This is a genomic window from Streptomyces sp. NPDC041970 (assembly GCF_055588985.1).
Genome location: NZ_JBVJCD010000038.1, coordinates 36,880 through 58,609, shown reverse-complemented (window position 1 = coordinate 58,609; position 21,730 = coordinate 36,880). Strand labels below are relative to the sequence as shown.

Below are 21,730 nucleotides of genomic sequence, written 5' to 3'. Positions count from 1 at the left end.
GGGGCGGCGGCCCAACCCGCCCCGCCGCCACCATCACGAACGGTCACGCGCACGTGACCGACAGGCGACGCCCGCCCGCCCCCGCACGACACGCGGACCCGTTTGCCCGCCCCAGCTTCCCCACCACCTGGCACATTTGGCAGGCTGTCCCCGCAACTCGGGGGATTGCAGGGAGGGACGACAGCACGATGCATACCGCGCAAACAGTCACGACAGGCGATCCACGACTGAGCTGGAGCAGCACCGGAACAAGCCATCCGCCACGACTGATCCACCGCCGCGACGGGATTCTCCCCGCCGTGGCCGCCGCCCTCTCCGTCCGCGGAGAGACCCTGACCTGCACCGCGGGCAAGGGCGACCGGCCCCCCGTCCTGCACCCGCTCGTCCAGGACTTCCTCGACACCCTCGCCACCGCCCAGCGCGAACGCTTCACCGGCCGCTGCCCCGAAGCCATACTGCTCTCCCGCCAGCTCGCCGCCGCCGAGGCCAACCGCTCCAAACGCGCCCAGCGCAAACCCCTGACCAAGGGCGAGGCCCGCCGCGCGCTCAAGCACGCCCGCCTCACCGCCCGCCGCATCCGCGAGGACGGCGACCCCCTCCACGGCAGCTACGCACCCCCCTGCCGCTCCTGCACCGCACTCCTGTCGCACTTCGGCGTACGCCCCGTCGACCTCACCTCCACCACCGCGGCGACCACCGCCGAGAAGGGCTGACCGCCCACCCATGCACGACCGCCGGCAGCACTCCACCACCCGCTTCCCCGTCGCCGTCGACGCCGCCCTGCGCCAGGCCGGCTGGGAACCCGGCCGCTGGGACATCCGCCAGGCCGAGGAATGGGCCGACGCCCTCCGCGCCCACGCCTCCCCGGCCGGCCACCGGCACGCCGTCTCCCCCGCCGCCGTCGAGGCCTGGGCCGAGTTCGGCGGTCTGCGCATCACGGCCTCCGCACCCGGCCGGCACATCGCCCCCACCGCCGTGCACATCGACCCGCTCAACGGCCTCCACCTCGCCCGCACCCTCGGCGACCTCGGCCGCGCCCTGGAGACCCAGGTCAGCCCCCTCGGAGCCGAGGGCGAGGAGCAGGCGGTCCTGGCGATCGACGCCGAAGGACGGGTCTACAGCGTCGACCACACCGGGGACTGGTTCCTGGGCACGGACATCGACGAGGCCCTCGCCACCCTCATCACCGGCGCCCAACCGTCCCGGCTCACCCCCACCTGACCCGCGCGCCCCCGAACCGCGCCAGGCGGCGACGGGCTCGGAACCGGTCGGAGGAGCCCCGTACCCGCCGAGGAAACGGCACGCGGCAGCGGCGCCCGGACCCGGTCAGCGGGCACCCGCGGCGGGGAGCCCGACCGCTCGGCGCGCCGGACAGGCCGCCCGCCCGGAGAGAAGCCGCGCCGGACGACGCCGCCCGCCGGGAAAGCACCCGCACCGGGGCGCCGACCGCCCGGAAAGCGCCCGCGCCGCCCGTTCGCGAAGGTACCCGCGCCGGGACGCCACCCGCCCGGAAAGCGCCCGCGCCGCCCGTTCACACAGGCGCCCACCCCGCCCGGGCTCCGCTCAGGGAGCGCCCGAGCCGTCCGGCAGCACCGCCGACACCCGGAAGCCACCCGCCTCCGTCGGGCCCGAGACGAACACCCCGCCCAGCCCCAGCACCCGCTCCCGCATCCCCACCAGGCCGTTCCCCCCGCTCGGCAGACCCGCGTCCGCCACCGCCGCGTCCGACGGGCCGTTCTCCACCTGCATCGCGACTTCGGCCTCCCGATGCGCCAACCGCACCCACGTCCTCGCCCCCGCCGCGTGCTTGTGGACGTTCGTCAACGCCTCCTGCACCACCCGGAACGCCGTCTGCTCCACCTCCGGCGGATACGACCGCAGCTCACCGTCCACCGACAGCTCCACGGTCATCCCCGCCTCGCGCGACTGCGCCACCAGCGCCTCCACCTCGTACAACCGGGGCCCGTCATCGCAGGCCGCCGCGGCCGCCGCGGCCGCGGCCCGCCCCACCGACGCCAACGGCACCCCGCCCCCCGCGGCCGGCACGCCCACCGCGTCCCCGGAACGCAGCACCCCGAGCATCTCCCGCAGCTCCGTGAGCGCCTGCCGGCCCATGTCACCGACCAGCGCCGCGTTCCGCACCGCCTTCGCCGGGTCCTTCGGCGCGACCGCCTGGAGGGCCGCCGCGTGGACCACCATCAGGCTCACCCGGTGGGCGACCACGTCGTGCATCTCCCGCGCGATCCGCGTCCGCTCCTCCGTACGCGCCCACTCGGCCCGCTCCTCCGCCCGGTCCGCCAGCAGCGACAGCTCCCGCTCCAGCGAGTCCGCCCGCTCCCGCAGGCTCTCCATCAACCGGCGCCGCGCCCCTATGTAGAGGCCGAGCAGCACCGACGGCGCCGTCAGCCCCACCGACATGCAGACGGACACCACCGGCACGTACCAGTCCCCCGGCCCGAAGTCCGCCTGCTCGGCCAGGCTCTGCCGCAACCGCACATAGGTGACGATGAACGTCCCCGCCAACGCCATCCCGGCCAGCACCACCGTGATCCGGCGCGGCACCTCGGACGCGGCCAACGTGTACAGGCCCACCAGCCCCATCAGGAAGCCCATCTCCGCGGGCGTCGTCGCGATGGAGACCAGCACCACCACGATCGGCCAGCGCCGGCGCACCACCAGGACCGAACCGGCGAGCACCCCGAACACCACGCCCAGCGGCATGGGCAGCCCGGCGTCATGGGCGAAGTCCGCCCCCTCCACGCCGCACTCCAGCGCCGACACCAGCGCCAGGCCCACGTCCAGGGCGACTCCGCGCCGCCGCTCCCACCACCAGTAGCCGCGGGTGGTCACTCCCGCCGCCTCCCGGTCTGCCCCCGTTGCGGTCATGGCATCCAGCCTACGGGCGGGCGCATCCCGTTTTCCGGGGCCCGGCGACAGCACGTTCCGCGTCCGAACACGCTCGAAAAACGCGCTGATCGCCTGAAATGGCGAATCACTCTCCTTTCCACCCCGCACGTCCGCATAGCGGACGACGCTCTCCGTATGACGGAGACCACAGACAAGTACGCCGACTTCGAGGGATTGCGCGCCCAGGCGATCGCACCGCGACGGGAAGGTGCGAGCCGCCGCCAGATCCGTGACCGGCTCCGCATCGGCGATGACGACCTCCTCGACCGCCTCCTGCGAGGGGGGCCGGCCCCGGAGCGGACGAAGCGACCCCGCGCCATGGACGACCTGCGGGAGAAGGCCCGAGAGCCGAGCCCGGGGCGTTCGGCGAGACGTCGCTCAAGGAGCACGCGCCGAAGGCGAACCAGAGGAACGTCGGCGCGGACTACCGGGACCGCCTCGTGGTGCGTGTCCCGAAAGGCGCCGAGCTGTACCGTCGCATCGAGGGCTCCTGGTGCGGCATAGTAGGGGCTGCGCAACAAACCGATCAAGAGAATCGGACATAAACGGCGATACCATCCCGGGTCGTCTAATGGCAGGACAAATGGTTTTGGTCCATTGAATGAGGGTTCGATTCCTTCCCCGGGAGCACGCACGCGCGGGCCCCGACCTCTCCGGTCGGGGCCCGCCCCCGTTTCACCCGCAAACACCCCCGGTATCCTGCGGATGACCACCACCCGAAGCCGAAGGGCACATCCGTGAGCGCATCCAGCCCGGCAGCCGTCGTCGTCCTCGCAGCGGGTGAGGGCACCCGCATGAAGTCGAAGACCCCCAAGGTCCTGCACGAGATCGCCGGGCGTTCGCTCGTCGGCCACGTCGTCGCCGCCGCCCGCGAGCTGGACCCCCGCCACCTCGTCGTGGTCGTCGGCCACGCCAGTGAGCTGGTCACCGCGCACCTGGCCGCGGGCGACGCCCCGGTGCGCACCGCCTTCCAGGCCGAGCAGAACGGGACCGGGCACGCCGTGCGGACGGGGCTCGCGGAGCTGGGCGGGGCCGTCGAGGGCACCGTGATCGTCGTCTGCGGCGACACCCCGCTGCTGTCCGGCGAGACGCTCGCGGCGCTCGCCGCCACGCACGCCGACGACGCCAACGCGGTCACCGTCCTGAGCGCCGAGGTCCCGGACTCCACCGGTTACGGGCGCATCGTGCGCGATCCGGCCACCGGCGCGGTCACCGCGATCGTCGAGCACAAGGACGCCTCCGCGGAGCAGCGGGCGATCCGGGAGATCAACTCCGGGGTGTTCGCGTTCGACGGGCGGCTGCTGGGCGAGGCGCTGGCCCAGGTGCGCACGGACAACAGCCAGGGCGAGGAGTACCTCACGGACGTGCTCTCCATCCTGCGCGAGGCCGGGCACCGGGTCGGGGCGGCGGTGGCGGGCGACCACCGGGAGATCCTGGGCATCAACAACCGGCTCCAGTTGGCCGAGGCGCGCCGGCTGCTGAACGAGCGGCTGCTGGAGCGGGCGATGGTGGCGGGCGTGACGGTCGTGGACCCGGCCTCGACGCTGATCGACGCGACGGTGACGTACGAGCGGGACGCGGTCGTGCATCCGGGCACGCAGTTGCTGGGGGCCACGCATCTCGCGGAGGACAGCGAGGTGGGGCCGAACACGCGGCTGCGGGACACCGTGGTCCACGCGGGGGCGCGGGTGGACAACTCGGTGGCGGACGCGGCCGAGGTGGGGCCGGGGGCGTCGGTGGGCCCGTACGCCTACCTGCGGCCGGGGACGCGGCTGGGCGCGCAGGCCAAGGCCGGTACGTACGTGGAGATGAAGAACGCGACGATCGGCGAGGGGACGAAGGTCCCGCACCTGAGCTACGTGGGCGACGCGACGATCGGCGATCACACGAACATCGGCGCGGCGAGCGTCTTCGTGAACTACGACGGGGTGGCCAAGCACCACACGACGATCGGCTCCCACTGCCGGACGGGTTCGGACAATATGTTTGTGGCACCCGTCACGGTCGGGGACGGGGCGTACACCGCCGCCGGGTCGGTCATCACGAAGGACGTGCCGGCCGGTTCGCTGGCCGTCGCGCGGGGCCAGCAGCGGAATATCGAGGGCTGGGTGGCCCGGAAGCGTCCCGGCAGCGCCGCCGCCCAGGCCGCCCAGGCGTCCGCGCGGGAGGCCGACGGTCAAAGCTGACCGGAAACAGGCGCGCCGCTGACGGCGTACCGTGATACGTGCTCACCCATTTCGGCTGGCTGGTTGCACATGGGGACCTATGCGTGCAGCGCCAGATACACGTCTGAGGAGACTGTGCTGTGACCGGGATCAAGACGACCGGCGAGAAGAAACTGATGCTCTTCTCCGGCCGCGCCCACCCCGAGCTGGCCGAGGAGGTCGCCCATCAACTGGGAGTCGGTCTCGTGCCGACGAAGGCCTTCGATTTCGCCAACGGTGAGATCTACGTGCGGTTCCAGGAGTCGGCACGTGGCGCGGACTGCTTCCTGATCCAGAGCCACACGGCTCCGATCAACAAGTGGATCATGGAGCAGTTGATCATGCTGGACGCGCTGAAGCGCGCGTCGGCCCGTTCGATCACGGTGATCGTGCCGTTCTACGGCTACGCCCGGCAGGACAAGAAGCACCGCGGGCGCGAGCCGATCTCGGCGCGTCTGGTGGCGGACCTGATGGCGACGGCGGGCGCGGACCGCATCCTCACGGTCGATCTGCACACGGACCAGATCCAGGGCTTCTTCGACGGCCCGGTGGACCACCTGTTCGCGCTGCCGATCCTGGCGGACTACGTGGGCGCCAAGGTGGACCGCTCCAAGCTGACGATCGTGTCGCCGGACGCGGGCCGTGTGCGGGTGGCCGACCGCTGGTGCGACCGGCTGGACGCGCCGCTGGCGATCGTGCACAAGCGCCGCGACAAGGACGTGCCGAACCAGGTCAGCGTGCACGAGGTGGTGGGCAACGTCGAGGGCCGGGTGTGCGTGCTGGTCGACGACATGATCGACACGGGCGGCACGATCTGCGCGGCGGCGGAGGCGCTGTTCGCGCACGGTGCGGAGGACGTCATCGTGACGGCGACGCACGGGGTGCTGTCGGGTCCGGCGGCGGACCGGCTGAAGAACTCGAAGGTGAGCGAGTTCGTGTTCACGGACACGCTGCCGACGCCGGGCGAGCTGGAGCTGGACAAGATCACGGTGCTGTCCATCGCGCCGACGATCGCGCGCGCGGTGCGCGAGGTGTTCGAGGACGGTTCGGTGACGAGCCTCTTCGAGGAGCAGGGCTGACCGCCCGCGGGTGATCCACTTTGGGGTGCGGCCTCCCCGCCGGGTAGACTCAGCGAGTTGCTCGGCGAGGGAGGCCGTACCCGTGTGTACGGCGGTCCGTTATCGACGCGCTCTTCGTAGCAGGCCTGTCGTGGGCCGGGTGACCGTTCGAGGTCCGTCGTCCGACGGTTCCGTCACCTGACGAGGAGTGCAACCATGGCTGAGATCAAGCTCGCCGCTGAGGCCCGTACCGAGTTCGGCAAGGGCGCCGCCCGCCGCATCCGCCGCGCCGACCAGGTCCCCGCGGTCGTCTACGGCCACGGCGCCGAGCCGGTCCACGTGACGCTGCCGGGCCACGACCTGCTGCTGGCGCTGCGTACGGCGAACGTGCTGATCGGTCTGGAGATCGACGGCAAGGACGCGCTGGTCATCCCCAAGGCCGTGCAGCGCCACCCCCTCAAGGGCACCATCGAGCACGTCGACCTGCTGACCGTCACGCGCGGCGAGAAGGTCAACGTCGAGATCGCGGTGCACGTCGAGGGCGACCTGGCGCCGGGCTCCAACCTGCTGGAGTACGTGCAGAACACGCTGCTCGTCGAGGCCGAGGCCACCCACATCCCCGAGTCCGTGACGGTCTCCGTCGAGGGCCTGGAGGCCGGCGCCTCGATCCTCGCCAAGGACGTGCCGCTGCCCAAGGGTTCCGTGCTGGCCGGCGACGAGGACGCGATCGTGCTGCAGATCGTCTCCGCGCAGGCCGAGGAGCCGACCGCCGAGGCGGCGGCCGAGGGCGGCGCGGAGGCCTGAGCCTCTTCGCTCCCGCTCCACCTGCTTGACTGACGGGGTGGTGGTTCCCTTCTCGGGGAGCCGCCGCCCCGTTTCCCTGTGGGCCCCGCCCGCCCTCCCTTTTCGACCGTCCGTACGCGAGGAGACCGAGCGCTGATGTCCGACGCCACCGACCCCTGGCTCATCGTGGGCCTGGGCAATCCGGGTCCCGACTACGCGGCGAACCGGCACAACGCCGGGTTCATGGTCGTGGATCTGCTCGCGGAGCGGATCGGCGGGAAGTTCAAGCGGGCGAAGCAGGCGCAGGCGCAGGTCGTCGAGGGGCGCGTCGGACCGCCGGGGCCGGGGAGCCGGCGGGTGGTGCTGGTGAAGCCGATGTCGTACATGAACCTGTCGGGCGGTCCGGTGAACGCGCTGCGGGACTTCTACAAGGTGCCGGTGGACCATGTCGTGGCGGTCCACGACGAGCTGGACATCGACTTCGGGGTGCTGCGGCTGAAGCTGGGCGGCGGGGACAACGGGCACAACGGGCTGAAGTCGATGACGAAGGCGATGGGTCCGGACTACCACCGGGTGCGGTTCGGGATCGGGCGGCCGCCGGGGCGGATGCAGGTGGCCGATTTCGTGCTGAAGGACTTCTCGTCGACCGAGCGCAAGGAGTTGGCGTTCCTGGTGGACCGGTCGGCGGACGCGGTGGAGTGCCTGTTGGCGGAGGGGTTGGAGCGGGCGCAGGGCGCGTACAACTCCTGAGTCCCGCTCCGGGGCGGCGCGGTGGCGCACACGGGGGCGGCCCCGCCGGTGGCGACGTTCGTCGCGTTCCGGCGGGGCCGCCCTTCGTCGTTTCTCGGGTCAGCCGGTGTTGCGCAGGCCGGCGGCGACGCCGTTGACGGTGAGGAGCAGGGCGCGGGAGAGGAGCGGGTCGGGTTCGTCGCCGCGTGCGGCGGCCTGGCGCTGGCGGGCGAGCAGGGAGACCTGGAGGTAGGAGATCGGGTCGAGGTAGGCGTCGCGGATGGCGAAGGTCTGCTGGAGGGCGGGGCTGGTGCCGAGGAGTTCGGTGGAGCCGGTGACCTTGAGGACCTCGCTGACGGTGAGGTCGTGTTCGGCCTCGATGGCGGCGAAGACGTGCTTGAGGTCGTCGGGGACGAGGGTGTCGACGTAGTGCCGGGCGATGCGCAGGTCGGTCTTGGCGAGGGTCATCTCGACGTTGGAGAGGAAGTTGCGGAAGAAGTGCCAGTGCTCGTGCATCTCGTCGAGGACGGCGCCGAGGCCGGCTTCGCGCAGGGCCTTGAGGCCGGAGCCGACGCCGTACCAGCCGGGGACGATCTGGCGGGACTGGGTCCAGCCGAAGACCCACGGGATGGCGCGGAGTCCGTCGAGCGAGACGCCCGAGCCGGGGCGGCGGGAGGGCCGCGATCCCAGGTGCAGGTCGGCGAGCTGGTCCACCGGGGTGGAGGCGAGGAAGTACGCGGGGAGGTCGGGGTCCTCGACGAGCTCGCGGTAGGCGGCGTGGGCGGCGTCGGAGACGGTGTCCATGGCCGCGTCCCAGCGGGCGAGGGCCTCGTCCGACTGGCGGGGCGCCGTGTGCAGGGCGGAGGCCTGGAGGGTGGCCGCGACGGTGAGTTCGAGGTTCTCGCGGGCGAGGGCGGGGATGAGGTACTTGTCGGAGATGACCTCGCCCTGCTCGGTGACCTTGATCTCGCCCTCCAGGGTGCCCCAGGGCTGGGCGAGGATCGCGTCGTGGGAGGGGCCGCCGCCGCGGCCGACGGTGCCGCCGCGGCCGTGGAAGAGGCGCAGGCGTACGCCGTAGCGGTGGGCGACGTCGCGCAGGCGGCGCTGGGCGCGGTGGATCTCCCACTGGGAGGTGGTGATGCCGCCGAACTTGGAGGAGTCGCTGTAGCCGAGCATGACCTCCTGGACGTCGCCGCGGAGGGAGACGAGGCGGCGGTAGGAGGGGTCGGCGAGCATCTCGTCGAGGATGACGTCGGCGGCGCGCAGCTCGTCGGTGGTCTCCAGGAGGGGGACGATGCCGATCTTGGCCCAGCCTGCGTGGAGGTCGAGGAGGCCGGCCTCGCGGGCGAGGACGGCGGCGGCGAAGACGTCGTCGGCGCCCTGGCACATGGAGATGATGTAGGACTCGATGACTTCGGGGCCGAAGCGTTCGAAGGCCTGCTTGATGGTGTGGAAGACGCCGAGGGTCTTCTCGCCGGCCGCGTCGAGCGGGGCGGGGGTGGGGGCGAGGGGGCGGCGGGAGCGCAGTTCCTTGGCGAGGAGCTTGCGCCGGTAGTCGCGGGGCATGTCGGCGTAGCGCCAGGACTCCTCGCCGAGCCGGTCGAAGAGCTGGCCGAGGGCGTGGTGGTGGGCGTCGGCGTGTTCGCGTACGTCCATGGTGGCGAGCTGGAGGCCGAAGGCGGACAGGGTGCGGATGGTGCGGTCCATCCGGCCGTCGGCGAAGAGGCCGCCCTTGTGCTCGCGCAGCGAGGTCTGGATGAGTTCGAGGTCGGCGATGAGCTCGGCGGTGCCGAGGTAGTCGCAGCCGGGGCGGTGGGGGGTGCCCTTGGCGAGGCGTTCGCGGGTGTTGACCAGCTTCTGGCGGATGCAGGTGGCCTTGAGCCGGTAGGGCTCCTCGGCGTTGAGCCGCTTGTAGCGGGGGCTGATCTCGGGGAGGCGTTCGAGGTCGGCCTGGAGGGAGGTGAGGAGCTCGTCGGTGGCTCCGGCGTAGCGGATGGAGTTGGAGAGCAGTCCGCGCAGGTAGTCGATCAGTTCGAGGGCGTCGGTGATGCCGTGTTCGTGCTGGAGGATCAGGATGTCCCAGGTGACGGCGGGGGTGACGTTGGGGTTGCCGTCGCGGTCGCCGCCGATCCAGGTGCCGAAGGTGAGGGGGCGGGTGCCGGCGGGGAGTTCGACGCCGACGCGCTCCAGTTCGGCGGCGAGGTCCTCCAGGACGTCGCCGACGGCCTCGGCGTGGAGTTCGTCGAGGTAGTAGATGGCGTTGCGGGCCTCGTCGGCGGGCTCGGGGCGGACGACGCGGAGTTCGTCGGTCTGCCAGATGAGGTCGATGTTCTCGGCGAGGCGGAGGTCGTGGCGGCGGCGGTCGGCCGCGCCGGCGGGGGTCTCCAGGAGTGCGGCGATGCGGCGCAGCTTGTTCAGGACCGAGCGGCGGGCGGCTTCGGTGGGGTGCGCGGTGAAGACGGGCCGGACGCTGAGGTTCTTGACGGTGGCGCGCAGGTGCTCGGGGTCGGCGTCCTTGAGCATGTCGGCGGTGCGGGCCAGCAGGCCGCCTTCGGCGGAGCGGCGGTCGCGCATCTCGTGGGCGCGGTGGACCTGCTCGGTGACGTTGGCGAGGTGGAAGTAGGTGGAGAAGGCGCGGACGAGCTTCGCCGCGGTCTCCAGTTCCGTGTTGCCGAGGAGTTCTGCCGCCGCTTCGCCGTCGGTGCGGGTCAGGGCGCGTACCCGCTCGACGAGGTCGAGGAGTTCCTGGCCTTCCTGGCGTACGAGGGTCTCGCCGAGGAGGTCGCCGAGGCGGCGGATGTCGGCGCGCAGCGCGTGGCTGGCGGCGGGGGTCTGGTCGGCACTGCTCACGGTGTGCGGCTCCTTGCAGTGAAATGAGGAGGTGCGTTCGCGTCGCCGTTCCCCTCCGTGGCTGGCGGTGGGGGCGGGTCGGCGGGTGCCGGGGCCCTGCGGCTGGCAGCGGTGCTGTCGCCACGCCCCGACGAGCGGGTGCGGACCGCGCTGTCCGACCCTCTCAGGATAGGTGTCGCCGCAGGCGGAGCGCCCGCTGCCCCGATGGGGCGGGGCGCCGCCGGACGCCTCTGGGCCTCTACCCATCGGGCGGACGCGTTACCGCGTGCGACGGGCTGGACCGGCCTCTCGTGTTGTGGCCCCCGTCACTGCCATACTTACCAAGCCGTAGGTTACGGGAGCGTAGCCATGGCCGTCCGCGTTCTGTTTCCTCACCCTCCGGGGGCACCCTCATGCCGACCTCTTCCCGTGTGATCGACGAGAGCGACCCGTCGGCTCCGGCCGCCCCCGCTGCCGCGCCCGCGACGCTCGGCGGGGAACGCAAGCGGTCGATCGAGCAGTTCGCACTGCTGGCGTTCATCGTGGTGCCGTTCGCGGCCCTGGCGGCGGCGGTGCCGCTGGCGTGGGGGTGGGGGGTGAGCTGGCTCGACGTGGGGTTGATGACGGCGATGTACTTCGTCGGCTGCCACGGGATCACGATCGGCTTCCACCGGTACTTCACGCACGGTGCGTTCAAGGCGAAGCGGCCGTTGCGGATCGCGCTGGCGGTGGCGGGTTCGCTGGCGGTGGAGGGGCCGCTGGTGCGGTGGGTGGCCGACCACCGCAAGCACCACCGGTTCTCGGACGCGGAGGGCGACCCGCATTCGCCGTGGCGGTTCGGGGAGAGCGTGCCGGCTCTGCTGAAGGGGCTGTGGTGGGCGCACATCGCCTGGATGTTCGACGAGGAGCAGACCCCGCAGCAGAAGTACGCCCCCGATCTGGTCGGGGACCCGGTGATCCGGGGCATCTCGCGCCACTTCTTGACGTTCACCGTCGTCTCGTTGGCGATTCCGCCGCTGGTCGGGGGGTTGGCGACGATGTCGTGGCAGGGCGCGGCGACGGCGTTCTTCTGGGGTTCTCTGGTGCGGGTGGCGCTGCTGCACCACGTGACCTGGTCGATCAACTCGATCTGCCACGCGGTCGGCAAGCGGCCGTTCAGGTCGCGGGACCGGTCGGGCAACGTGTGGTGGCTGGCGGTGCTGTCGTGCGGCGAGTCGTGGCACAACCTGCACCACGCGGACCCGACGAGCGCGCGCCACGGGGTGCTGCGGGGGCAGGTCGACTCCAGCGCCCGGTTGATCCGGTGGTTCGAGAGGCTGGGCTGGGCGTACGACGTGCGGTGGCCGGACGCCTCGCGGATCGAGTCCCGGCGCGCCCCCGTTCCGGCCGACGCGTCATGATTGACGGCGTGGCGACCGATTCCAGTACGAGCAGTGAGAAGAGCAGGGCTCCTTCCGCCCGCCGGACCCGCCGGGTCCGGATGACCGGGAAGGAGCGCCGCGAGCAGTTGCTGGACATCGGGCGCGCCCTCTTCGCGGACAAGGGGTTCGAGGGCACGTCGGTGGAGGAGATCGCGGCGCGCGCCGGGGTCTCGAAGCCGGTGGTGTACGAGCACTTCGGCGGCAAGGAGGGGCTGTACGCCGTCGTGGTGGACCGCGAGATGCGCCAGTTGCTGGACATGGTGACGGGGGCGCTCACGGCGGGGCATCCGCGGGAGCTGCTGGAGCAGGCGGCGTTCGCGCTGCTGGACTACATCGAGTCGTACACGGACGGTTTCCGCATCCTGGTGCGGGATTCGCCGGTGGCGCAGTCCACGGGCACGTTCGCGTCGCTGATCAGTGACATCGCGACGCAGGTGGAGGACATCCTCGGGCTGGAGTTCAAGGCCCGCGGCTTCGACCCGAAGCTGGCCCCGCTGTACGCGCAGGCGCTGGTGGGGATGGTGGCGCTGACCGGCCAGTGGTGGCTGGACGTGCGGAAGCCGAAGAAGGCGGAGGTCGCCGCCCATCTGGTGAACCTGTGCTGGCACGGGTTGGAGAACCTGGAGGCGAAGCCGCGGCTGATAGGGCACCGCAAGAGCTGAGCGCGGGCCGTGCGGGTCCGGCGCTCGGGGGTGTCACTTCTCCTTGCGGGCGACGGCGAAGACGCGGCGGAACGGGAAGACCGTGCCGTACGGGCCGGGCGGATAGGCCGCGCGCAGCAGGTCGCGGTATTCGGCGAGGAACGCGTCGCGGGCCTCGGGGTCGTCGGCCAGGGCGGTGAGGACGGGGCGCAGGGCGGTGCCCTTGACCCAGTCGAGGACGGCGTCGTCGCCGTGCAGGGTCTGGAGGTAGGTGGTCTCCCAGACGTCCGCGGCGCAGCCGAGGTCCCTCAGACGGGTGAGGTAGTCGGCGGGGTCGAGGACCGCGGCGGTGCGGTCGCCGACGCCGCGGAGGCGGGGGCGCCAGCGGTCGGACCCGGTGAGCCGGGCGAGCAGGGTGTGGCTCGGGGCGGTGAAGTTGCCGGGGACCTGGAAGGCGAGGACGCCGCCGGGGACGAGCGCGTCGAGCCAGCGGGGGAAGCGGTCGGCGTGGCCGGGCATCCACTGGAGGGCGGAGGTGGAGAGGATCAGGTGGTGGGGCTCGGCAGGCGTCCAGGCGGTGGCGTCGGCCTCGACGAAGTCGAGCCGCGGGGGCCGGGCGCGGGTCGCGGCCTCGGCGAGCATCCGCGGGGAGGTGTCGTAGCCGGTGACGCGGGCGGCGGGCCAGCGTTCGGCGAGGAGGGCGGTGACGTCGCCCGCGCCGCAGCCGAGGTCCGCGATGCGGGGTGCGGGGTGGCGGGGGAGGTCGCCGACGCGGGCCAGCAGGTCGTGGAAGGGGCGGGTGCGGTGGCCCGCGTGGCGCAGGTACTGGTGCGGGTCCCAGGTGGGTGCGGTCATGGGGGAAGGGTCCCGTGCCGCTTCTCTTGATGTCAAGACACTTGGTTTCAAGAGACTTCATGTCGACAGACCCTCTACACTGGCCGACATGGAGGACGAGGTCGACCGACTGGTCGCTGCATGGCGCCGCGAGCGCCCCGACCTCGACGTGGAACCGCTTGAGGTGCTCAGCCGCGTCTCCCGCCTGGCACGCCACCTCGACCGGGCCCGCCGCACCGCCTTCGCCGAGCACCACCTGGAGCCGTGGGAGTTCGACGTCCTCACGTCGCTGCGCCGGGCCGGCGCCCCGTACCAGCTCTCCCCCGGCCAGTTGCTCACCCAGACCCTGGTCACCTCGGGCACCATGACCAACCGGATCGACCGCCTCACCAAGAAGAACCTCGTCGAGCGGCTGCCCGACCCGAGCGACCGCCGGGGCGTCCTCGTCCGGCTCACGGCCGAGGGGCGCGACAAGGCCGACCAGTCGCTGGCCGGGCTGCTGGACCAGGAGCGGGCCATCCTCGGCGAGCTGTCCCGCCAGGAGCGGGGCGAGCTGGCCGCGCTGCTACGCCAGTTGACCGCCCCGTTCGACAACGTCCCCGGATAGCGGCTCTCCCGCCCCCTCCCCCGCCGGACCGGCGGGCTCCACGCCCGCCCGGCGCGCCAGCGCCACCGCCGCCAGCGTCGAGTGCACCCCGAGCTTGCCCAGCACGTTCTGCATATGGGTGCGCACCGTGTGGGGGGAGAGGAACAGCCGCTCCGCGACCGCCTTGCGGCCGAGCCCGGCCACCATGCAGCGCAGCACCTCGCACTCGCGGGGCGTCAGCGACTCCACCAGCCGCTCGCTCTCGCTGCGGTCCCTGCGCGCGGTGGTCAACTCCCGCAGTACGCCGGTGAGGAGGGCGGGCGGCAGGTGCGTCTCGTCGCGCAGCACGCCCCGGACGACCGCGAGCAGCCGTTGCAGCGAGCAGTCCTTGGCCACCCAGCCCCACGCCCCGGCCTGGAGCGCGCGGGCGGCGCTGTGCGGGTCGTCCTTCTCGGCGAGGACCACCGAGCGCACGGCGGGCCGGCCCGCGCGCACCCCGGCGACCAACTCGATGCCGTCCGCGGGGTCCGGCCCGCCCGGCCGGGGCGGGGAAGCCTCGGGGCCGCCCCCGGCGGCCGGGGCGCCCAGCTCGGCGTCGACGAGCATCACGTCGTACCCGCGCCCCTCGGCGGCCGCCCGCTCCAGGGCGCGCAGCGCGGCGGGGCCGCTGCCGGCGGCGGAGACGTCGATGTCCGGCTCGGCCGCGAGGGCCGCCGCGAGCGACTCGGCGAAGATGCGGTGGTCGTCGACCACCAGGACCCGGATGCGCGCCACGAAGACCCCCAGAAGTGGGGGCGGACGACCGCGGGCACGGCGCGCCCGGCGCCGCCGTGGGCCGTCCACCGCCGCGCTCCGGGCGCCGCGCCCGGCTCTCCCGCCCCCTGCGTCGGCACCGGCCCCCGCCGGTGCCGGGCATCAGCGTACGGGCGGGGGCGGCAGGGGGTAGGCGATTCACCGAACTGGTCGTCCCAGATGTTTAGGGTGAGTTTCATGTTCCGTCTTGTGACAGAAGTAGACAAAGAACGTCGCATTCTGCTGAGCGGGCGTCTGCGCCAGGACAACGTGGCGGCATCCGCCGGTCTGCGCGCCCTTCTGACCACCTCCGCCGAGCACGAGACCCCGCTGGAGGTCTGGGCGCTGGACGGCCACGGCGCCGTGGCCGGCGGGCTGACCGGGCGGACCTGGGGGTACTGGCTCCATGTCGACCTGCTCTGGGTCGACGCGCCGCACCGGGGCGCCGGCCTCGGCGCGCGGCTGCTCGCCGAGGCCGAGCGGACGGCCCGCGCCGAGCGCGCCTGCACCCGGTCGCGGCTGGAGACCTGGGACTTCCAGGCTCCGGACTTCTACCGCAAGCAGGGGTACGAGGAGGTCGGCCGGGTCGAGGACTACCCGCCCGGCGTCACCGAGTTCATCCTGGTGAAGCACTTGTGAGCGGGCGCGCGGTCACGGCGCGGCGGGCTCCTCCCGGCGGGCGAACCGCCAGGCGTCGGCGATGATCCCGGCCAGGTCGGTGCGGGCGGGCCGCCAGCCGAGCCGTTCGGCGGCGGTGGCGGCGGAGGCGACGAGGACCGCCGGGTCGCCGCCCCGGCGGGGGGCGGCGGTCTCGGGGACGGGGTGGCCGGTGACCGCGCGGACGGTCTCGATGACCTCGCGGACGGAGAAGCCGTTGCCGTTGCCGAGGTTGCAGATCAGGTGCTCGCCGGGGACGGCGGCGTCCAGGGCCAGCAGATGGGCCTCGGCCAGGTCGGCGACGTGGATGTAGTCGCGGACGCAGGTGCCGTCCGGGGTGGGGTAGTCGTCGCCGTAGACGGAGACCGACGCCCGGCGGCCCAGGGCGACCTGGAGGACGAGGGGGATGAGGTGGGTCTCGGGGGTGTGGCGTTCGCCGTGGTCGCCGTAGGCCCCGGCCACGTTGAAGTAGCGCAGCGAGACGGCGGCCAGGCCGTGGGCGGTGGCCTCGCCGCCGATCATGTGGTCGACGGCGAGCTTGGAGGCCCCGTACGGGTTGGTCGGCGCGGTCGGGGCGGACTCGGTGACGGGGAGGGCGGCCGGTTCGCCGTACGTGGCGGCGGTGGAGGAGAAGACGAGGGTGCGCACCGCGTGGTGGCGCATCGCGGCGAGCAGGGCGGTGGCGCCGCCGACGTTGTTGACCCAGTACTTCTCCGGGTCCACCACGGACTCGCCGACCTGGGAGAACGCGGCGAAGTGGAGGACGCCGTCGTAGGAGGCGTCCAGGTGGCGGGCCGCGTCCTGGACGCGGCCCTCGACGAACGCGGCCCCGGCCGGGACGGCCTCGCGGAAGCCGGTGGAGAGGTCGTCCAGGACGGTCACCGCGTGCCCGGCCTCCAGCAGGTGCTGGGCGACCACGCTGCCGACGTATCCGGCGCCGCCGGTGACCAGGTACTTCTTCGGGGGGGTGCTCACGCGCTCGCTACCTCTCGCAGTCGCTGGGCCGCGGCTTCCGGCGGCACGCCGTCGATGGGGGCGCCCGTGCCGGACTCGGAAGCCGCGAGGTGCTTCAGCTTGCCGGACGCCCGGCGGATGGTGAAAAGCTCCGGGTGCGGCGCGGCCCCGTCCCGTGCGGGCCCGTACGTCTCCGCCCGGCGCCGGGCGGAGACGTACGGGGTCGGCGGCTCGCCGGAGCGGAGGATCCGGCCGGACCGCCGCAGCGGCTCCCGGCAGGTTCGGGGGGACTCCGCCCGCGCGTCCCCGTCCGGCTCCCGCGGGCCGAGGACGCGGCGGCGCGGGCGGAGGCGGACCTCGCGGGGGACGTCCGCGATCCAGTGGCCGGCGGCGCGGACGGCCCGCGCCCCGTCCGCCTCCCCGCGGCCGTCGGCGAGGGTCGTCACGGTCTTCTTCACCAGGGTCCTCCCCCCCCTCTCCCCCGACAGGAACGCCCGCGACCGACCACCGGCGGGGCCGCGGCAGCGGACTCACCGGGCGGCGGGCCCCCGCGCCGCGCACGCCGCCCGCTCCAGCAGCCCCGTACGGGCCGCGAGGGCGGCCGCCTCCAGCCGGGAGCCGACGCCCAGCTTCGCCAGGACCCGCTGGACGTGGGTCCGCGCGGTGCTCGGGGCTATCCGCATCCCGGCCGCGATCAGCCGGGTGTCCTCGCCCTCGGCCACCCGCAGCAGCACCTCGGCCTCGCGCGGGGTGAGCGTCCCGAGCAGCCGCCGCCCCTCGTCGTCGGGCTGGGCCGCCGGGTCGAGCAGCTCGGTGAAGGCCCCCCGCAGCAGTTGCGGGGCGACCGCGCTGTCCCCGGCCCGCGCCCGGAGCATCGCCCGTTCGACGCCCTCGATGCGCTCGTCGTGCCGGACGTACCCCACGGCCCCGGCGGCGAACGCGGCCGCGATCCCGCGCGGACTGGGCACCGGTCCGAGGACCACCACCGCCACCCGCGGGCGCTCCCGGCCGATGCGGACGATCGGGTCGAAGACGCCCGGCGCGGCGGGCGAGGCGGTGCCGAACAGGCAGACGTCGGGGGCCCGGCCGACCACCAGCTCCGCCGCCCCGGACGTCGGCGCGGCCGCCGCGAGCACCCGGTGCCCGCGCAGTCTCAGCGCCGAGGCGAGCGCCTCGGCGAGCAGGCGGTGATCGTCGACCACCATGAGCCGCACGCCCATCGAACAAGCCCCCACATGCCCCTGTACGCCCCGGATACGGCCCCCGGACTCCTGCCCCGGCAAGGTACACGCTCGTTCGGCGGTGCGCGGCCCTTACGCCGGAGAACCCTCCGGAATGCCGAATCCCGCGCCCGCGCGGCCGGCACGCGGCGGCCCCGCCGGTCGGTGGCCGACCGGCGGGGCCGGGTGTGGTGCGCGGTGGTGGCGGGCGGTCAGCCGGCGCGGAAGCCGAGCGCCAGGTAGAGCTTCTTGTCGGCGTCGGAGCCGCGGCGCTCGCTGATGAGCGTCTTGGACTTGAACAGCCGCCCCTGGGAGTAGAGGACTTCGGAGTGGTCGGCGGTGAACCGCGTCTCCGCGTCCCGGACGGCCTCGTCGCTCGGGTTCTCCATCAGCAGGGTCTGCTCGAACGTCTCGCCGTCGATGGAGACGATCTGGCCGCCCTTGTCGTACGGGGGCTCCTTGTACGCGATGACGTTGGAGCCGTCCATGCGGAGCGGGAGCAGGGTGTAGCGGTCGCCCGCGTCCGCCCGGCCGCCGAGCAGCTTGCCGGTGGTGAGGTCGAAGGCGACGATCTCGTTGGTGCTGCCGTACTCCCCGGTCCCGTCGTGCTCCTCGGTCGGCAGGTAGAGCCGGTTGCCGCCGACGGCGACGTGCCGGCACTGCTCGACGTCGGTGGAGCCGCAGCGCGCCGCGTAGTTGTCGGCGTCGGCGGGGATGCGCACGATCAGCTTGCCGGTCTTCGCGTCGATCGAGAAGAAGTCGGAGATGCCGCTGCCGTCGCCGGCGGTCTCGCCGACGTCGGCCGCGACGACCAGCGGCTTGGTGGAGACGATGGAGGCGTACTCGACGCCGGCGGGCATCTGGAACGACGACAGCGGTGCGCCGGTCGTCGGGTTCAGCGTCTGGATGCTGAGCTGGGGGCTGTCGTAGGTGCCGCACTTGCGGACCACGGCGAGTCCTTCGCCGCCTCCGTAACCGGTGTCGTAGCAGCCGTCCGCGCCGACCTTCGGCTTCCACAGCTCGGCGCCGTCGGCCAGCCTGAAGGCCGCGCCGCCCCGCGTGCCGCCCGCGGCGACGGTGGTCCCGCTGAGCGTGACCTCCTCGAAGCGGACCTGCTCGTCGCCGCCGGTGGAGGCGGTGACGCCCTTGCTCCACAGCAGCTTGCCGGCCTTGAGGTCGAGCACGCCGACCTGGTTGCACTGGGGGTACTTGTTCTCCGCGGTGGCCTTGGACTCCTCGAAGAGGATGGCCGTCTTGTAGTCCTTGCTCATGTGCCGGGAGGCGGCGCAGACCTCGCCGCCCAGCGGCACGGTCCAGAGCTTGGTCCCCTTGTCCGCGTCGTAGCCGGTGACCTCGCTGACGCCGCTCTTGACGTACGCCTTGTCCGTGAGCCAGGAGCCCTTGACCGAGGTGATCTCGGCGACCTTCGGCTCCGGGAGCTGGAAGGCCACCGTGGAGCGGGTGGTGGCGGGCGCCTTCTCGACGCCTCCGGCCAGGCCGTCGCCCCCGCCGCCCTTGGCCTCGCCGCCCGTTCCGCCGCCGGAGGAGGACGCCTCCGGGGTGTCCGGGTCGCCGGAGGCGGAGTAGACGACGCCGCCGCCGATGATCAGCGCCACGGCGACGGCCGCGGCGAGGATGATCCGCGTCTGGGTGCTGGTCCTCCTGCCGCCGGCCGGCTGCGGGGCCCCGTGCTGCGGGTGCATCGGCTGGGTGGGGTAGCCGTAGGCCTGCTGGGGCGGGCCGCCGGGGCCCTGCGGGTAGCCGTAGCCGGGCGGGGGGCCCTGCGGGTAGCCGTAGCCGTCGGGGAGCGGTGCGGGCTGGGTGGGGTAGCCGCTCTGCGGCGGCGGGCCCGCGGGGCTCCCGGCGGGCGGGGTCGCCGGGGCGGCCGGGGGCTGCTTGGCGAGCGGGTCCGCGGGCGGCGGGGTCGGTGCGCCGAAGCCGCCGGGCGGCGGGTCCTGCGGCGCGCCGAAGCCGCCGGAGGGCGGGCCGGGCGGCGTCGGGGGGGTGTGGGGCGGCTCGTTGGGCGGCTGGGTCATGGCGTGCGTACCTCGGAAGACGAAGGGGGCAGGGGGCGCGTGCGGCCGGAGGGGGCCGGACGCGGTCGGAAGCCGTCGTGGACCGTCACTTGCTGTACACCAGCAGGGTGGTCTGCTCCAGCTCCTCCTTGTCGTTGCTCGCGCTCACGCGCTCGCTGAAGACGAAGGAGCGGCCGCCCCGGTAGGCGACCTGGGCCGTGAAGAAGCCGTTCTCGATCCGGCCGGCCGACTCCGGGTGCTGGAGCAGGGTGGTGGGCTTCCCGCCGGTCGCCGGGAGGGCCATGATCGCGCCGCTCGCGTCGTACGTGGGCCGCAGGTAGAGCAGGACGCGGCCGCCCTCCACGCGCAGCGGCCGCAGGACGCGCTCGGCCGGGGCGGACGCCTCCCACTTGGGCTTGCCGGTGTTCAGGTCGAAGGCGACGACCTTGTTCGTCCGGGCGGACCCGCCGCTGTCCTCCTTGGTCCCGACGTAGAAGGTGTCGGCGTCAACGGCCATGCCGCCGCACCCTTCCAGGTTGGCGCCGAAGATCGAGAAGTCGCGTCCGCAGTCGATGCCGAGGGTGTCGCCCTTGGCGGGGGTGATCTGGGAGCGGAGCTTGCCGGCGGGGGTGAGCGCCGCGATCGACCACTGGTCCTTCTCCTTCCGGGTGAAGGAGACGACCACCGGGTTCACCGAGTAGACCTTGCCGACCTCCCAGCCGCGCGGCGGCCGGTAGGTCCACTTGACCTTGCCGGTGGCGGGGTCCAGCTCCTCCACCTGGTGCTGCGGGTTCTTGATGTCGTCGGTGCGGCAACTGGCCGCGGCGATCAGCTTCTCGCCGCCGGCGAAGGCGAAGCGCTTGCAGATGCCCGAGGGGTTGCCGAACAGCTCCTTGCCGTCGCTGACGCGGTAGGCGTTGGAGTTGCCGGTACGGCCGACGGTGACGGTGTTCTGGCTGATGGCCAGGCCGATGTCGGACATCAGGTCCCAGGTGCCGTTCTGCTTGACCGTCTTCTTCCAGCCGGCCTTGCCGGTGGTGAGGTCGACCATCTGGAGGACCGAGCAGTCGGACCGGTCCGTGGTGCCGTCCTTCACCCCGATGACGATCTTGCCGTCGGCGGTCGCCGAGTGGGGGGTGGCGCACACGTCGGCGGGGAGCGGCAGGGTCCACTTCCGCTTGCCGTCGGCGACGGAGTAGGCCGAGACGCTGCGGTAGACGGCCTTGACGATCAGGTCGTCGACGAACCAGGGGCCCTGTACGGGGGCGGTGTTGCGCGGCAGGTCGATGTCGTTCTTCTGGAGCCAGGCGACCTTGGCCTCGCCGGGCTTGCGCCCGGCGTTGAGGTCGTCGTCCCCCGGTCGGCCGTCGCCGGTGCCGTCGCCCTCGTCGACCGTCGGGGAGGCGCTGGGGGCCTCGGAGCCGGCGGTGGGGCCGGCGACCGGCTGCTTCGGGTCGTCGTCGCCGCTCACCGCGAACCAGACGCCCGCCCCGGCGGCGAGGACCACGGCGAGCGCGGCCGCGACGACGACGCCGGTCCGGCCCCGGAGGAAGCCGCCGCCGGAGCCCGGTGCGCCGGGGTGCTGCTGCGGGTGGCCGAGACCGGGGTGCGGCGGCTGCCCGTAGGGGCCGGGCTGCTGGGCGTACGGGCCCGGCGCCTGCTGCCCGTACGGGCCGGGCTGCTGCGGGTAGCCGTAGCCGGGGCCGGACGCGGGGGGCGTCTGCGGGTAGCCGTAGCCGGGCGCGGGCGTCTGGGGGGCGCCGTACGCCGGGGCGGCGGGGGGCGGTCCGGCCGGGGGCCGCGGCGGGCCCTGGGGCGGCTGAGGAGTCCCCGGCGGCGGCTCCTGCGGGTCCCCGAAGCCTCCCTGCGGAGGTTGCTGGCTGGGCGGCTGGCTCATCAGCACGTCCCCCTTCGTGCGGGCCGGTGTCCGATCCGGTCTCCCCCGCGATTCCGGAAGGGCAATCCCCCGGAAAGGAGCGAATCGGGCATGGCGTCCGCGGTGTTGCGACAGTCGGGCGGGGGTTCTTTGTACCACCCGCCCGCCATCGAACACCGGAGCGGACCGTCCCCTGTTCCCAAGGGAGAACCGCCTTGTGATGC

The 21,730-nt window shown here is 73.2% G+C and carries 19 protein-coding genes, 1 tRNA gene and 1 pseudogene; 12 read left to right on the top strand and 9 right to left on the bottom strand.

The genetic code is table 11. The features are described 5' to 3' along the window. Positions 1–188: 188 nt before the first annotated feature. The gene (locus tag ACZ6EJ_RS19330; protein WP_469268537.1) at positions 189–713 is read left to right on the top strand and encodes a YwqJ-related putative deaminase; all 525 of its coding nucleotides are present in this window, start codon (positions 189–191) and stop codon (positions 711–713) included. Positions 714–723: 10 nt separating this feature from the next. Then, on the top strand, positions 724–1,221 hold the full coding sequence (locus tag ACZ6EJ_RS19325) for an SUKH-3 domain-containing protein (protein WP_469268535.1): 498 nt from the start codon (positions 724–726) through the stop codon (positions 1,219–1,221). 342 nt (positions 1,222–1,563) lie between these two features. Here ACZ6EJ_RS19325 and ACZ6EJ_RS19320 read toward each other — a convergent pair whose 3' ends face one another. Beyond that, entirely contained in the window at positions 1,564–2,886 is a 1,323-nt protein-coding gene (locus tag ACZ6EJ_RS19320; protein ID WP_469268533.1) for a sensor histidine kinase, read from the bottom strand. A 156-nt stretch (positions 2,887–3,042) separates the two neighbouring features. Between ACZ6EJ_RS19320 and ACZ6EJ_RS19315 the strand changes: the two are divergent. The 6 genes and pseudogenes from ACZ6EJ_RS19315 to pth all read left to right on the top strand — a co-directional run. Then, a pseudogene (locus ACZ6EJ_RS19315) lies at positions 3,043–3,255 on the top strand (hypothetical protein); the annotation flags it as partial. 209 nt (positions 3,256–3,464) lie between these two features. Then, positions 3,465–3,535 (top strand) — tRNA-Gln (locus ACZ6EJ_RS19310). Positions 3,536–3,644: 109 nt separating this feature from the next. Next, on the top strand, positions 3,645–5,093 hold the full coding sequence (glmU, locus tag ACZ6EJ_RS19305) for a bifunctional UDP-N-acetylglucosamine diphosphorylase/glucosamine-1-phosphate N-acetyltransferase GlmU (RefSeq protein ID WP_469268531.1): 1,449 nt from the start codon (positions 3,645–3,647) through the stop codon (positions 5,091–5,093). Positions 5,094–5,212: 119 nt separating this feature from the next. After that, positions 5,213–6,190: a ribose-phosphate diphosphokinase gene (locus tag ACZ6EJ_RS19300; protein ID WP_469268530.1), complete on the top strand. Its 978-nt coding sequence runs from the start codon at positions 5,213–5,215 to the stop codon at positions 6,188–6,190. 195 nt (positions 6,191–6,385) lie between these two features. After that, positions 6,386–6,973 carry a 50S ribosomal protein L25/general stress protein Ctc gene (locus ACZ6EJ_RS19295; RefSeq protein ID WP_469268528.1) on the top strand — a complete coding sequence of 196 codons (588 nt, stop codon included), beginning with the start codon at positions 6,386–6,388 and terminating at the stop codon, positions 6,971–6,973. Positions 6,974–7,108: 135 nt separating this feature from the next. After that, positions 7,109–7,702 carry an aminoacyl-tRNA hydrolase gene (gene pth / locus ACZ6EJ_RS19290; protein WP_469268526.1) on the top strand — a complete coding sequence of 198 codons (594 nt, stop codon included), beginning with the start codon at positions 7,109–7,111 and terminating at the stop codon, positions 7,700–7,702. 99 nt (positions 7,703–7,801) lie between these two features. On the opposite strand, the gene ppc is transcribed toward pth, so the two are convergent. Further along, on the bottom strand, positions 7,802–10,531 hold the full coding sequence (ppc, locus tag ACZ6EJ_RS19285; protein WP_469268524.1) for a phosphoenolpyruvate carboxylase: 2,730 nt from the start codon (positions 10,529–10,531) through the stop codon (positions 7,802–7,804). Between the two features lie 392 nt (positions 10,532–10,923). Here ppc and ACZ6EJ_RS19280 point away from each other — a divergent pair, with 392 nt between their 5' ends. Further along, positions 10,924–11,910, top strand: a complete 987-nt coding sequence (locus ACZ6EJ_RS19280) for an acyl-CoA desaturase (protein ID WP_469268523.1) — start codon at positions 10,924–10,926, stop codon at positions 11,908–11,910. Further along, complete coding sequence (locus tag ACZ6EJ_RS19275) at positions 11,907–12,593, top strand: TetR family transcriptional regulator (RefSeq protein ID WP_469268522.1); 687 nt, start codon at positions 11,907–11,909, stop codon at positions 12,591–12,593. Before ACZ6EJ_RS19280 ends, ACZ6EJ_RS19275 begins: the two co-directional genes overlap by 4 nt. 33 nt (positions 12,594–12,626) lie before the next feature. Here ACZ6EJ_RS19275 and ACZ6EJ_RS19270 read toward each other — a convergent pair whose 3' ends face one another. After that, positions 12,627–13,427: a trans-aconitate 2-methyltransferase gene (locus tag ACZ6EJ_RS19270; RefSeq protein WP_469268520.1), complete on the bottom strand. Its 801-nt coding sequence runs from the start codon at positions 13,425–13,427 to the stop codon at positions 12,627–12,629. Between the two features lie 88 nt (positions 13,428–13,515). On the opposite strand from ACZ6EJ_RS19270, the gene ACZ6EJ_RS19265 reads away from it, so the two are divergent. Next, positions 13,516–14,013, top strand: a complete 498-nt coding sequence (locus ACZ6EJ_RS19265) for a MarR family winged helix-turn-helix transcriptional regulator (RefSeq protein WP_469268518.1) — start codon at positions 13,516–13,518, stop codon at positions 14,011–14,013. On the opposite strand, the gene ACZ6EJ_RS19260 is transcribed toward ACZ6EJ_RS19265, so the two are convergent. Further along, positions 13,972–14,766 carry a LuxR C-terminal-related transcriptional regulator gene (locus ACZ6EJ_RS19260; protein ID WP_469268517.1) on the bottom strand — a complete coding sequence of 265 codons (795 nt, stop codon included), beginning with the start codon at positions 14,764–14,766 and terminating at the stop codon, positions 13,972–13,974. The genes ACZ6EJ_RS19265 and ACZ6EJ_RS19260 overlap by 42 nt on opposite strands. Before the next feature lie 216 nt (positions 14,767–14,982). Between ACZ6EJ_RS19260 and ACZ6EJ_RS19255 the strand changes: the two genes are divergently transcribed. Beyond that, a complete protein-coding gene (locus tag ACZ6EJ_RS19255) occupies positions 14,983–15,423 on the top strand; it encodes a GNAT family N-acetyltransferase (protein WP_469268516.1) in 441 nt (146 codons plus the stop codon). A gap of 12 nt (positions 15,424–15,435) precedes the next feature. Here ACZ6EJ_RS19255 and galE read toward each other — a convergent pair whose 3' ends face one another. From galE to ACZ6EJ_RS19230, 5 genes are all read right to left on the bottom strand, one after another. Then, positions 15,436–16,416 (bottom strand): UDP-glucose 4-epimerase GalE, encoded by a 981-nt coding sequence (gene galE / locus ACZ6EJ_RS19250; protein ID WP_469268515.1) that lies wholly within the window; start codon positions 16,414–16,416, stop codon positions 15,436–15,438. Further along, on the bottom strand, positions 16,413–16,853 hold the full coding sequence (locus ACZ6EJ_RS19245; RefSeq protein ID WP_469268514.1) for a hypothetical protein: 441 nt from the start codon (positions 16,851–16,853) through the stop codon (positions 16,413–16,415). Before ACZ6EJ_RS19245 ends, galE begins: the two co-directional genes overlap by 4 nt. 72 nt (positions 16,854–16,925) lie before the next feature. After that, the gene (locus tag ACZ6EJ_RS19240; RefSeq protein ID WP_469268512.1) at positions 16,926–17,615 is read right to left on the bottom strand and encodes a helix-turn-helix transcriptional regulator; all 690 of its coding nucleotides are present in this window, start codon (positions 17,613–17,615) and stop codon (positions 16,926–16,928) included. Positions 17,616–17,827: 212 nt separating this feature from the next. Further along, positions 17,828–19,651, bottom strand: coding sequence for an outer membrane protein assembly factor BamB family protein (locus ACZ6EJ_RS19235; protein WP_469268509.1), 1,824 nt, complete (start codon positions 19,649–19,651; stop codon positions 17,828–17,830). Positions 19,652–19,736: 85 nt separating this feature from the next. Continuing rightward, on the bottom strand, positions 19,737–21,527 hold the full coding sequence (locus tag ACZ6EJ_RS19230) for an outer membrane protein assembly factor BamB family protein (RefSeq protein ID WP_469268508.1): 1,791 nt from the start codon (positions 21,525–21,527) through the stop codon (positions 19,737–19,739). Positions 21,528–21,730: the final 203 nt, after the last annotated feature.

Coding starts and splice junctions, on each gene's coding strand:
- ACZ6EJ_RS19330 (WP_469268537.1), top strand. CDS start 189: ATGCATACCGCGCAAACAGTCACGACAGGCGATCCACGACTGAGCTGG.
- ACZ6EJ_RS19325 (WP_469268535.1), top strand. CDS start 724: ATGCACGACCGCCGGCAGCACTCCACCACCCGCTTCCCCGTCGCCGTC.
- ACZ6EJ_RS19320 (WP_469268533.1), bottom strand. CDS start 2,886: ATGACCGCAACGGGGGCAGACCGGGAGGCGGCGGGAGTGACCACCCGC.
- ACZ6EJ_RS19295 (WP_469268528.1), top strand. CDS start 6,386: ATGGCTGAGATCAAGCTCGCCGCTGAGGCCCGTACCGAGTTCGGCAAG.
- pth (WP_469268526.1), top strand. CDS start 7,109: ATGTCCGACGCCACCGACCCCTGGCTCATCGTGGGCCTGGGCAATCCG.
- ACZ6EJ_RS19280 (WP_469268523.1), top strand. CDS start 10,924: ATGCCGACCTCTTCCCGTGTGATCGACGAGAGCGACCCGTCGGCTCCG.
- ACZ6EJ_RS19275 (WP_469268522.1), top strand. CDS start 11,907: ATGATTGACGGCGTGGCGACCGATTCCAGTACGAGCAGTGAGAAGAGC.
- ACZ6EJ_RS19270 (WP_469268520.1), bottom strand. CDS start 13,427: ATGACCGCACCCACCTGGGACCCGCACCAGTACCTGCGCCACGCGGGC.
- ACZ6EJ_RS19265 (WP_469268518.1), top strand. CDS start 13,516: ATGGAGGACGAGGTCGACCGACTGGTCGCTGCATGGCGCCGCGAGCGC.
- ACZ6EJ_RS19255 (WP_469268516.1), top strand. CDS start 14,983: ATGTTCCGTCTTGTGACAGAAGTAGACAAAGAACGTCGCATTCTGCTG.
- ACZ6EJ_RS19240 (WP_469268512.1), bottom strand. CDS start 17,615: ATGGGCGTGCGGCTCATGGTGGTCGACGATCACCGCCTGCTCGCCGAG.
- ACZ6EJ_RS19235 (WP_469268509.1), bottom strand. CDS start 19,651: ATGACCCAGCCGCCCAACGAGCCGCCCCACACCCCCCCGACGCCGCCC.
- ACZ6EJ_RS19230 (WP_469268508.1), bottom strand. CDS start 21,527: ATGAGCCAGCCGCCCAGCCAGCAACCTCCGCAGGGAGGCTTCGGGGAC.